Source organism: Enterococcus sp. DIV0187 (assembly GCF_051713785.1).
Lineage (GTDB): Bacteria > Bacillota > Bacilli > Lactobacillales > Enterococcaceae > Enterococcus_A > Enterococcus_A avium.
The window spans coordinates 1,788,289-1,800,755 of the sequence record NZ_JBIOQO010000001.1; the positions used below are offsets into that span (position 1 = coordinate 1,788,289).

Below are 12,467 nucleotides of genomic sequence, written 5' to 3' on the forward strand. Positions count from 1 at the left end.
TTATTACTTTTACTTTTTTTCAGGCATATATTACCGGTCTTGTTTTAATAATTGCTTCTGTCTAAATCGTTTTGGCTATTGTCGCCATGTCTTCGGCTAATGGCAGCGTAAAAGAAAGCTGTTCTCTTTTGAAAGGATGAGGAAACGTTAAGGAATAGCAGTGAAGAGCCTGTCGATCGATTCCTTGATCCAGAGCACCGTCATATAGCTCATCACCCAACAAAGGACAGCCAATCGCTGAAAAATGTACTCGAATTTGATGCGTACGTCCTGTATGTAATTGAACGTCAACTAATGCACAGTGCCGATTTCTTTTTTTCAGCCAGTATTCCGTTTCAGCTTTTTGTCCTGTTTCGATCACCTGCCGTCTCAATAAAGAAGATAAGTCACGACCGATCGGTAAGGAAATATTTCCATGTTCTTCTAAAGCATATACGTCACCTGAGACCAATGCTTGATATTTTTTGACAAATTCCTTTTGCTGCAGGCTTTGGTCTAGCTTAGCATGTGCAAATCCATGCTTGGCAAAAAGCATCAGTCCGGAAGTATCACGATCTAAGCGGGTAACAACATGTACTACTTGGTCAGCGTATCCTTGAGCCACATAATAAGCTTTGACTCGGTTAGCCATTGTTCCTCGAGGATGATACTGCGCTGGAATTGATGCAATTCCCGCTGGTTTATTTACAACTAGCAGATGCTCATCTTCAAAAATAATTTCAATTGGTACATCATCTGCCAATAACGTTTCATGCGCTTCCTCGTCCGGAATCACAACAGTTACAATATCATGGGTTTTTAAAGAAAACAAGACGTTTTGTTCCGTATCATTCACTAAAATTTTTCCACCCTGAAATTTAATTTTCGCTAATAACTTTTTTGAGATTCCTTGACGTTTCAAGAAAGTGCGTACAAGTGATTCAGTTGATTCTTGATAAATCCATTTAAATTCCACAAAATTAATCCTCTCGAATAAAGGCATCCTTTACTCGATGCCAAAAATGCATATGCCGATATGAAGCAAAATGAATGCGTTCTTCGGCGATTTTATACTTGATTGATGTAATACCTTTACGATTGATATCCAACTGATCAATTGTGATTAGATGCTGCTCATTACTTTTCAGTCGGACATCGATCCATTCATGGGAACCAATGATACTAGGTGAGCCTAATGTCCGGAAAACACGATTATTCAATGAAGCTATTTCTGCTAACTGCATCGCATTGATACTAGGATGAACCACTGCACCACCGACACTTTTATTATAGGCCGTTGAACCAGTTGGTGTGGAGATTGCTAATCCGTCGCCTCGAAAGCGCTCAAATAGTTCTTCTTTTATATAAACATCCGCTACCATCGTACGGCTTCCCTTACGAATGGTTGACTCATTTAATGCCAAAAAATGTTTTTGTTCCCCATCTGTTGTCGTCAAAAGAACATCCAACAATGGATAACTAACACTCTTACCTTGTTCGCAACTTAAACTATTAACTAATTCAGGCAGTTCATAGTCTCGCCAATCCGTATAAAACCCTAAATGCCCTGTATGGACTCCTAAAAAACGGACTTCGTTTAGTCGATGATTGTAACGATGAAAAGCCGACAAAAGGGTCCCATCCCCACCAATCGTAATCACCAATTCCGGATCACGATCCACGACCTCTAGATCATCCTTATCTGCCAACAACCCGCGCAGGCGCTGCAACACTCGAATCGATTTTTCTTCTTGATTATGGATGATTCCGATCCTTAACCCCATGCTGTCCCACTTCCTTTTTCTGTTCCTTACGATTAAATACATGCTGCGCTTCTTGAATCTCGTCCCGAATACTGGACATTTCTTCATCTAATTGATAGGCTGCTTCGGCTGCACGAAACAATCGTTTTTGAATATCTTCTGGTATTTGACCTTTGTATTTGTAATTCATTGAATGTTCTATAGTGGCCCAAAAGTTCATTGATAAGGTTCTGATTTGAATCTCAGCAAGTAATTTCTTCTCTCCTTCTAACATCTGAACCGGATACTCAATGACCAAATGATAGGAACGATACCCACTAGCTTTCCGATTCGTGATATAATCCCGCTCTTGAATAATCTTCATGTCATTACGACGCCGCAAAATATCTACCACTAAAGGAATATCCTCTACGAACTGGCACATGATACGCATTCCTGCCATATCAGACATCTCTTCTTCTAAACGATCTAGCGGAATTCCTCGAAGCTCCGCCTTATTAAGAATACTCTCTACCGGCTTCACACGTCCCGTCACAAATTCAATCGGTACATGATCTCCGCTCGTGCGATATTGTTTGCGTAATCCGCGTAATTTTATTTTTAATTCAGCTACTGCTAATTCATAGGGCGCAAGAAATGTTTCCCAATCTCTCTCCATCGCAAATCCCCCGCTTCATTTTCCATTCCTACTTATCTTATCATAAACCTTCATTAGAAAAAATTGTCACATTTTTCTCCTATGCCAAATATTACAAAATACTAACATTTTCATGGAATTAGTTCTAATCGTTTGACTATTTAGGTTATTCTATGTGAGGATGTTTTATAATAGGATTTTTTTAGGATCAGAGGTAAAATAAGAGTGAGCAAAGAAATTGAAATCGAATTCAAGAGTATGTTAACACAAAATGACTATGAAAAATTGTTACGCTACTATAATGTTACGAATAAACAATTCGTAATTCAAACGAATCTCTATTTCGACACTGCTGATTTTCAATTAAAACAGCGAGGGATGGGATTAAGAATTCGATACTTCTCCGATACAGCTGAAGCCACTTTGAAAATTCCGCAAACAGTCGGATTATTAGAAGTTACTGACCGTTTATCGCTGGATGAAGTAGAACAAGCCATCAATAAAGATCAGTTCACCCCACAAGCAACAGAGATTTTGGGGCAGCTACGAACATTCAATATTTCATTATCAGACTTGCATCTAATTGGGAAGTTAATCACAAAACGAGCTGAGTTCACAATCCCTGAAGGAAAACTAGCATTGGATGAAAGTTGGTACAGTGATTATCACGATTTTGAATTAGAGTTGGAAGTGCCTGATTACAATTTTAATGAGGGGGATTTTAAGCAACTACTTAACAAGTTCGAACTCCCTTATCGCAAAACAAAAAATAAAATTGCTCGAGCTGTGAGTGCGCAGCAAGAAAAAATTTAGAAATGGAGGGGATCTAGTGATCGAGATTTATTTATTTGTTAATCCAATTGGGAAAAGATGTTTATCGATTGAACGGCGGATTATCAACTTGATCAATCAGTATGATATGAAAATTCAATTACGCATGATTCCTATTATGAATTTGAAAACAGTCTCGGAATTCATGCAACGTATCGGCGCCTCTGAAAAAGATATCCAATTGCGGACCGAACTATCTCAAGAGATTCACTCTGCTGCATTAGACGTCAAAGCTGCCCACCTTCAAGGAAAAAAGCGTGGACGCGACTTTTTAGTTGAGTTACAAAAAGCAGTAGGCGAACAAAATCAACCTTATTCTAAAAAAATGGCGATCCAACTGTTCATTAAAGTTGGCGGTGACTTAGAAATGTTTCTAGAGGATCGTCATTCGGCTTTTGTCCAAGAAGCTTTTTTGACCGATCAGCAAATTGCCCATGAAATGCAGATCACCTGTCATCCCTCAGCGGTCATTTATAATTACGGCAGCGATAGCGATGCGGGCATCAGAATCGAAGGTTGTGATACGATCCACCATATTTTAGATACATATAGCACGAAGGAATCATTAATCGCGTTCTTAGAATCACAAAGCAAAGACAGACCAATCAGACAATCAGATATTGATAATCATTTATCGCTAATTTAATAGAAAAGGGTCATTGCCGCTTGGCAATGACCCTATTTTTTGATCTGAACCGCATTATTTTTAGTGAAAATATAGTTCTTCTGCTGCTTGGTTAGATAGAGATCAATCTTTTCCTGACGCAGCTTTTTAATGCCAACATTGAAGCCCACACCCTCGTTATCCTTGATACAGTAAACGCCGCCTGGAATATTTTCAAAACGAGCTCGTCCAGCTTCATCTGTCACTGTGACTAGTGGAATACCTTGTCTTTGGACTGGTCGTTTTCCATTATTCGTGTACATCGCAAATTCTCGTCCAGCTAATACGTTTCCTGCCACATCTGTACGAAGAAGATTCAAATTGAACCGTCGTTTTCTCAAAAGATACGCATGGATCACACGATACATGCCAATAAGTAGTATCAAAATGGTAAGCCCGACACCAACCAAAATCAGTATTTGTTTCAATTTTCGCGAGTCATCTGCCTTTTCGATCGCTTTTGCCATATCTTCTGTATAGGGTACCCGATATCCCGTTACTAACAATCGGTGACTGTTGATCATATAAGGTGTACAAGTCAATAAAGTCACGATATCGCGTCCAGGTTCAATATTAATCACGGATGTATCCTTTGGTTCAACGATATCGATTTTATCTACTTCATAAGCAAGCTTTTCCTCGAACAATGTAATGACGAAAACCTCACCTATCTTCACGTCTTCTAAATCAGTAAATAGTTTTTTCTCAGGCAACCCACTATGTGCAGAAATCACTGAGTGCGTATTAATCCCGCCAGTCGGAAATGAGGTTCCCTGCAAAACAGTGGCCCCTTCTTGCAACAGCTTTTCATTGGTTGTGTCGAACAAAGGCAAAGTGATTTCAATCGCAGGAATACTAACGGCTCCAATCAAATGCTCACGAATATATTCATCACTAACGATTTTCCGTTCATTACTATTTGTAAATTTCGGAGCCTTAGGTACAAGACCATTCTTCTTTAGCTCCTCATTGCGTTTTTTCATCCGCTCTTTAGCCTTGCGCACTTGTTCCTTATTCTGTTCTTTGTTTTGCCGCTGAACTTCTTCCATTCGTTTTTGGTCAATAAAGTCATTGACTGCGTTGATATAAAATGGATACATCATCACAAGTACCCCAACCAAAAAGACTATAATCATAAAAATCTTGCTAATCAATTGCCTTCTGGCACTTTTCGGCTTAGGTGATTGCTTCACGTTAATTCACCTTCTTACTTTCAATAATAAAGTGTTTAATTTTCTGCTTGATGTTCTTATATCCGCGACGTTTAAGAATTTTGAACTTACGATCTTTTAATCGCCAAATCTTCCCTTTCACACTCAGTCCATTTTCCGTTTCTACACGATAAACACCGCCTGGAATATTTTTGAATTCGATTTTCCCGAATCGGTCACTGATTGTATGGACAAGCTTGCCATTTATGCGAACAACATCCCGTTTTTGCGTAAGCAATGCACGTACTCCTGGCAAAGGCTCGCCATTCTCATATAGATAGAAGACAAAAGTATAATCGCGTTTTTTCGATTGATAAAGGATAATTTTGCGCCAAACAAAGTATCCGAAAAGCAGTGAGAAGAAGACACAGCCCGCAATCAAATAGTACACACGCCGACGATGGTATTTTTCAGTTCCCTTGATTTTTTTCGCTGCCTCAACGGGATAAGCAATTCGATGTCCCGTAACTAGTAAGCGATGACTATTTACTCCATAAGGGGTACATGTCAACAACGTCACCAAATCTCGATCCAATTCAATTTTAAGCGCATCAAACTTATCAGGTTTTACGATTTTAATACGATCAACCTGATAAGCTAATTTTTTTCCTTCTATATGTAAGAAAAACTTGTCCTTCTTTTTCAGTAACTCTAGGTCAGTAAAAAGCTTCTTTTCAGGCAAACCAGTATGCCCTGTGATTACCGAATGCGTACCCTTTCCTCCAACTGGAAAGGAGGTTCCTTGCAGAACCGTCGCTCCCTTATCTAGCAAAAAATCATTCGTTTCATCATAAACTGGCAGACTCACATTTATTTTGGGAATGTACACTGCACCAATCATATGTTCTTCGTAATATTCCTTTTTCGGACTCTTGGTTCCTTCTAAGGAAGATTCAAAAGGATCCTCAAAACTTCCTGCTCCTGGAATGATCGTCTTTAATTTTTTATTTTCTTTTTCAAGCTTCGCCAGCCGTTTTTTCTTTTCAGCCTCCGAACGTGCCTCCATTTTATCCTGAACTTCTTCAAGCCGTTGTTGGTCCACATAATTATTGATCGAATCAACGACGAAGGGATACATAAAAATTAGAAAACCAACTATAAACATGACCGCAATTGATAACTTTAAAAGCAGATCAATCTTGTCCCTTTTATTCGGTTTACTCATTAGAACTCCACCCCCTCTACTTATGCTAATTCTCGCATAATAATTATCAAAAGAGAAATTCCATTTGTATAATTTCTTTCAAATATTTGAATATAACGGTCTATTTATTAAGAATTCAATTACGAAACCTTGTCCTATTCACTTTTTTTCAAGCCTAATTTTCTATTATTTAATGTTTATAAAAAAGTTATAGAATAGCAATCTTTAATAAAAATAAATATATTTTCGGATAACAATGAACCAAAAAGCAGCAATCGTTCAAAATTTCCTTCATAACTAGCGAGTCTCTTAAGTCGGCTATCTTGCTATGTAACTCTCGGCTTCAAATAAAACGTCAAAAAAGCAGGAGCTTCATTCCACTCCTGCTTCATCATTAATTAATTTTTCAACACTTCAACAAGCTCTTCCAGCTCATCTAGCCGTTGAGCAAAGATTTCCATCGCGTCTTCGATATAGGTTGGCTGGGTCATATCAACACCGGCTTTTTTCATCACCTCGATTGGATAATCACTGCTACCTGATTTTAAGTAGGTCAAATATTTCTCTAACGCATCTGGTTCCGCCTCAACAATACGTTTTGCTAAAGCACTCGCTGCTGAGAAGCCAGTCGCATACTGATAGACATAATAATTATAGTAGAAATGCGGGATTCTTGACCATTCATCCTTGATTTCTTCGTCGTTAACAACGATTGGTCCATAGTATTTCGTATTCAATTCACCATAGAATTTGCTTAGATGTTCGCTGGTCAATGGATTGCCAGCCGCATCTTCAGTATGAATAAAGTGTTCAAACTCCGCAAATTGTGTTTGACGGAAAATGGTTCCCTTAAATCCATCTAAATAATGGTTAATGATATAGGCACGAATTTTTGGATCCTTTTCTGTTTCTAATAGATAACTAGTTAAAAGATTTTCGTTGGTTGTTGAAGCAATCTCTGCTAAAAAGATCGAGTAATCGCCGTAAACATAAGGCTGCGTATGACGGGTGAAATAACTATGAACACTGTGCCCCATCTCATGAACTAACGTATAAAGCTCATCTAGCCGATCATGCCAGTTCAAAAGAATATACGGTTGCGTATCATAAGCACCAGAAGAATACGCACCACTGCGTTTACCTTGATTTTCAACCACATCGATCCAGCGTTCAGCAAAAGCCTTCTTCACAACTTCTAGATATTCTTCACCTAATGGCTTTAAGGCTTCAAGTGCCTTTGCCTGTGCTTCTTCGTAACTAAACTTGACTGGCACTTCTGCTAAAAGCGGTGTATATAAATCATACATATGCAGCTCATCTAATCCTAGTAGCTCTTTCCGTAATTCAACATATCGATGCAATAGCGGCAAATACTGATTAACCACCAAAGTCAATGTTTCATATACATCTTCTGGAATATGATTTCCGCTCAAAGCCGCTTCACGAGCAGAGCCGTATCCACGGACCTTAGCCTTGTAGTTATGCCCTTTGACATGTGTGCTCAAGGTTGAAGCAAAGGTGTTACGAAATTGATGATAAACAGAATATAAGGATTTAAATGCTTGTTCACGAACATTTAGGTTCGTACTTTCTAATAATTGACCATAAACCCCATGTGTTAATTGAACATCTTCACCCTCGTCATTTTTTACAACTGGGAATTTCAGATCCGCATTGTTCATAATAGAAAATGTATCCGCAGAACTACCAAAAATCTCACTAGCACCAGCTAACAGCGCCTCTTGTTCAGCTGGTAAAATGTGTGCCCTCTCAGAAATGATCTGCTCAACAAAATGGCGATACAGCTCTAATTTGGATTCCTTCTCAAAAAAGGCCCAAATTTCTTGGTCTGATAGCTCCAGCATTTCTGGCTCAAACCAGCTGACTGCTTCACTAACCTGTGCAATTAAGCTAGAAGCCCGTGCATATAATGCTTGATTTGTTGTATTTGCAGTATCTTCATCATTTTTTAGATGTGCATATACATAAATGACCTCCGCTTTGCGATAAATATCTAAAACATATTCAATCGCTGTTAAAAATTCCGTTGCACCTTGAGCCAAAGTTCCCTTAATCTTATCAACTTCGGTTAGCTCCTCTGATAAGGCTTGGAATTTCTCCTCAAAAGCAGCATCATCTGCAAAAATTTTCGTTAAGTCCCAAGTCAGCTCAATAGGAACTTCTTGGCGTTTGGGCAATTGTTTTGCTTCACTCATAAAAACACTCCTAACTGGTTAAGATACTTTTTCACTTAGAAAAGTGATAGAATAACTATTTATCATCATCAATAGTACCACAATTTAGAAAAAAGTAATTTTTAAAAGTAGTTAGACCGGTGAAACTTTAGCCTTTCTTTGACAAAAGATCGCCTCAAGATAGAGTCGTTCTAATATCTCACGCTGATCAATTCGATAAAATGCCCAATCTTTATGATTTTCCTGACGGTAATCCAAAAATTTCTCAAAAATCAAAGAAGCATTTTTCGCTTCTTTTTGGAATAAATAGCGAAATACTAGAAGATCCTCTTGATAAAAAAAGAAATAGCGACTAGGAAAATACAACCATTCTGGCAAATACAAAAGATGTCTCCGTTCCTGATAAAAAAAATGTTGTAGGCCTCGAATTCGCGGGTTGCTTTGAACCAATTTCAGGCTCAATATTTTTTTCTGTTCATTCACACTTTCTATAGTAGGAACAAGCTGCGGTGGTCGTTTGTTGACCGATGAATGAAAAATTTCTTTTAAAGGTTTTGAGTTAGCAGGCCAATGCTCTTCACAATACACGAAGCCGTCAATCTCATGAATGTGGTAAAGCAATCGAATCCCCTGCTCCTCAATTAGCCATAAATGCAGTCCTTTGTCTTTGTCAAAGGAACAAAATTGTTTTTGCAGATGTGTGAATTTTTCTTTGGGCCATAGCGGTTTGCCAAGCAGCCACCAGTCTCGGTAGCTTTTTTGAGCATAGCCATCAATCCGTTCTTGCAAGCGAACACTTTTCAATGAGGAACACTGGATTTCTACTGCTAAGTGCTCATGTAATAAATCAGGACGTTGCGGTAAATCAGGTAATGGTTGCTCCATTTTCCAGGCTTCTTCAAAACGATTCCCCCATGTATAAAATAGCTGCTTCAATCGCAGATGCTCCGGTGTTTCCCCTTCACTTAACCCATAGCATTCTGTATTCTGACTATGTGCAAAGTGAGGAATCTTGATTTTTCCTGCTTTACGAATTAATTCCTCACCGCAGTCTGGACAAAAAAACTGCTGTTGATTATCGCTTTCAACTGCACTGATCATTTCTTTTTCCTTAGTGTAAGCAAACAACATTCTTCTCACCTCAAAAAAAGATACGCAATTAGAAACAGAAAGATTTTCAAATTTCAGCAAGCTAAAAAAAATACCACCATTCGAATGAACAGTGGTACTTGAACTATTTAATTAAAATGAGCACGAGTAATCTCGATCGCATCACGCTGCATCAAAAGTTTTCCGTATTCTTCCAACATTTCTGTTGAAACAGAGGAATTTTGAGCGTATTCTAAGACTTCAGCAATAACATCTGATAAACCGAATTCACCAAAAATCTCAGGGTCAAAATAAATCTGCAAATAATACTTCTCATTCAGTAGATATAAATCACACCAGGCTTCATCTAAAAAGTGATAGCTTGCTAATTCAATCATATCCTCAAAACTATTCAATTGAAAAACCCGTAAGCGGCTGGTTTTTTCGTCTTCTTCAAGACTTTCAGAGTTCGCTAAAATTTGTTGACGAATCAATTGATCAAAATCGCTTGCTTCGAACTCTGTTGAATTGTTCATTTTGTTGATGTCTTCTGGCGTCAGGTTTTTACTAATAAATAGTTCCAATCCGTCATTTTTCGGAAGGACTTGGAAAGTAACCGCCTCACTACTTTTGAACTCATCCTCAATATCGACTTCCTCTAAAATACTATAGAAGAAAGATTCGATTTCCCGATGATTTCCTAACAAATCGAGAAAAGTAATTCCACGTTCGGCTAAATCCTCATTTTCAATAATGACTCGGATCGTATTTTCATTGATGTGTTCCATCTCCATCTTGGCACACCTCACTTTAAAGATAGATTATATGTTCATTGTAACTGATTCCGCTTAAAAGTAAAGAAAGCCGTCGAATTTTATTAAAATCCTATAAACAATGAGGTCATAAGATTTCAAGATCGCATTAGTCTGTAGTGAAACTTACAAGCTAAAAAAGGCGAGCATTTTAATCGTTACGCGTTAGACAGATAAATACACAAAAAAAATACCCCACTTTCCGCGGGGTATCTATTCTATAATCCAGCCATCAATTGGGCTTGACGTAATTCATATTGGCGAACATCACGAGGCAAGAAACGACGAATTTCATCTTCGTTAAAACCAACTTGTAAACGCTTCTCGTCAATCATAATCGGACGACGTAATAATCCAGGATTTTCTTTAACTAAATCCAATAATTCTTTTAGGGACAATTCATCTAAATCCATGTTCAACTTTTGGAAAACTTTCGAACGGGTCGAAATGATTTCTTCCGTTCCATCCTCAGTCATTTGTAAAATAGCCTTCAACTCATCAATGTTCAATGGCTCAGAAAAGATATTTCGTTCAACATAAGGAATCTCATGTTCCTGTAGCCAAGCACGTGCTTTCCGACATGATGTACAACTAGGGGAAGTATATAGTGTTAACATGCATATCACTCCTTTTCTTGACTCTCAATTTTTGTAACAGATAGTAGTGGTTTCCTACTATCTGTTTCTATTATACAGAAAAAAGGTAACAAAAAAAAGAGTTGGGTGTCTTTTTTTTTACAAATATTAACGTTATTTAATTTAATTCTCGACTATAACAACTGTCACGACAGTTTTAATTTGTCAAGATGAGAAATTAGTGGCGCCGCTCTCATTTGACCCCGTTCTATAACAGCTAAAAAAACTGTATTATTACTAATACAGTTTATGCAAAATTATTATATCAAATTAAAAAAATGAATTTTTTTATCTTTTTAATTTTGATAACCAATTCAATAAAAAAATATATTTATATTCATAAATCTTTTGTATATCAAGGCTTTATTAGAATGATTTTAAAATGGAAAATACATTCATAGATGTTGCTTATTATTTTATAGTTATTTTATTTTAATCTCTGAGACAGTTATCTGTATTAAATTTTCCATCAGGATTACTCGTTAAAAATAGATACAGCTTTCAAATATTCAAAAAAAATCAAAAATTTTATAGAGTTTCCAAAAATTGGTAGATCTTAAATTCCAGCTATTCTTTCTCTTCTCAATCATTATTTTTTTCCCGAAGAATATTTTTGATTGATTCCGGTTCATGTTTTTTTCATTACTTTGCTACTCGAATAACATAACAAGAATTATATTTTTGCGCCACTTTTTTGCTCAGTCCAAATAAAATAATTATTTTTTTGCTATAATAAGTTTATTGAAACCTTAGGAGTGAGTAAATGATTCAAGGAATAGTATTTGATTTAGATGATACCTTATACAAACAACAAGCCCCTTTTGCTTCTGCTATCAACGATTTGTTTCCGACTTTTCCAGAAAGTAAGATGAACGCTTTGTTTATTCGTTTCCGCTATTATAGTGACCTCCACTATATGAAGTCGATCACAGGAGAATGGTCTTTAGCAAAAATGCGTTATGAGCGAATTCGTCTGGCACTAGCTGATTTTGATTTTGTTCCAAGTAAATCTGAATTGGAGACATTCCAAGCGGCCTACGATCACACATTAAAAACAATCACATTACCATCTGAAATCAGTGATTCATTAACCTTCTTGAATCAACAGGATGTTCCTTTAGGTCTGATCACAAATGGACCGGTATTGCGACAGAAAGAGAAAATTAGCGCGCTGCAATTAGCTCGTTGGATCGCGCCTGAAAAAATGATTATTTCAGATGCGGTTGGTATTCAAAAACCAGAACCAAAAATTTTTTCTTTGATGGAAACACGATTGAATTTGGCACCTGAATCACTTTTATATATTGGTGATAGCTTTGAAAATGATGTCATAGGCGCTAAGGCCGCTGGCTGGTCCGTTTGGTGGTTCAATCACCAAAATCGTAAAATACCAGAAGGTCAAAGCGCTATTTTTGAAAAAGAAATCAAGAACTTTGAGGATTTGAAATCTCTTCTGACGAACCAAAAAAGTATGCCGCATTGAACGTGGCATACTTTTCTTTTTCTA

12 protein-coding genes are annotated in these 12,467 nt (G+C 37.4%); 3 read left to right on the top strand and 9 right to left on the bottom strand.

The window, feature by feature from the left end:
• Window positions 1-61 precede the first annotated feature (61 nt).
• The 3 genes from IGI52_RS08730 to IGI52_RS08740 are packed head-to-tail and all read right to left on the bottom strand — an operon-like array spanning window position 62 to window position 2,400.
• On the bottom strand, window positions 62-955 hold the full coding sequence (locus tag IGI52_RS08730; RefSeq protein ID WP_438781065.1) for an RluA family pseudouridine synthase: 894 nt from the start codon (window positions 953-955) through the stop codon (window positions 62-64).
• Between the two features lie 4 nt (window positions 956-959).
• Window positions 960-1,763, bottom strand: coding sequence for an NAD kinase (locus tag IGI52_RS08735; protein ID WP_016181506.1), 804 nt, complete (start codon window positions 1,761-1,763; stop codon window positions 960-962).
• Complete coding sequence (locus IGI52_RS08740; RefSeq protein WP_016181505.1) at window positions 1,735-2,400, bottom strand: GTP pyrophosphokinase; 666 nt, start codon at window positions 2,398-2,400, stop codon at window positions 1,735-1,737. Before IGI52_RS08740 ends, IGI52_RS08735 begins: the two co-directional genes overlap by 29 nt.
• A 204-nt stretch (window positions 2,401-2,604) precedes the next feature.
• On the opposite strand from IGI52_RS08740, the gene IGI52_RS08745 reads away from it, so the two are divergent.
• Complete coding sequence (locus IGI52_RS08745; protein ID WP_438781067.1) at window positions 2,605-3,192, top strand: CYTH domain-containing protein; 588 nt, start codon at window positions 2,605-2,607, stop codon at window positions 3,190-3,192.
• A gap of 16 nt (window positions 3,193-3,208) precedes the next feature.
• Window positions 3,209-3,856, top strand: a complete 648-nt coding sequence (locus tag IGI52_RS08750) for a DsbA family protein (RefSeq protein WP_438781069.1) — start codon at window positions 3,209-3,211, stop codon at window positions 3,854-3,856.
• 32 nt (window positions 3,857-3,888) lie between these two features.
• On the opposite strand, the gene IGI52_RS08755 is transcribed toward IGI52_RS08750, so the two are convergent.
• The 6 genes from IGI52_RS08755 to spxA all read right to left on the bottom strand — a co-directional run bounded on the left by IGI52_RS08755 (window position 3,889) and on the right by spxA (window position 10,942).
• Complete coding sequence (locus IGI52_RS08755) at window positions 3,889-5,067, bottom strand: class C sortase (RefSeq protein WP_438781071.1); 1,179 nt, start codon at window positions 5,065-5,067, stop codon at window positions 3,889-3,891.
• Between the two features lies 1 nt (window position 5,068).
• Window positions 5,069-6,250: a class C sortase gene (locus tag IGI52_RS08760; RefSeq protein ID WP_438781073.1), complete on the bottom strand. Its 1,182-nt coding sequence runs from the start codon at window positions 6,248-6,250 to the stop codon at window positions 5,069-5,071.
• A 377-nt stretch (window positions 6,251-6,627) separates the two neighbouring features.
• Entirely contained in the window at window positions 6,628-8,445 is a 1,818-nt protein-coding gene (gene pepF, locus IGI52_RS08765; RefSeq protein ID WP_438781074.1) for an oligoendopeptidase F, read from the bottom strand.
• 111 nt (window positions 8,446-8,556) lie between these two features.
• A complete protein-coding gene (locus IGI52_RS08770; protein ID WP_311893693.1) occupies window positions 8,557-9,555 on the bottom strand; it encodes a competence protein CoiA in 999 nt (332 codons plus the stop codon).
• A gap of 107 nt (window positions 9,556-9,662) precedes the next feature.
• Window positions 9,663-10,307: an adaptor protein MecA gene (locus IGI52_RS08775; RefSeq protein ID WP_016181497.1), complete on the bottom strand. Its 645-nt coding sequence runs from the start codon at window positions 10,305-10,307 to the stop codon at window positions 9,663-9,665.
• A 236-nt stretch (window positions 10,308-10,543) separates the two neighbouring features.
• Window positions 10,544-10,942 (bottom strand): transcriptional regulator SpxA, encoded by a 399-nt coding sequence (gene spxA, locus IGI52_RS08780; RefSeq protein WP_010739854.1) that lies wholly within the window; start codon window positions 10,940-10,942, stop codon window positions 10,544-10,546.
• A 781-nt stretch (window positions 10,943-11,723) separates the two neighbouring features.
• Here spxA and IGI52_RS08785 point away from each other — a divergent pair.
• Entirely contained in the window at window positions 11,724-12,443 is a 720-nt protein-coding gene (locus tag IGI52_RS08785) for an HAD family hydrolase (protein WP_438781077.1), read from the top strand.
• Window positions 12,444-12,467 lie beyond the last annotated feature (24 nt).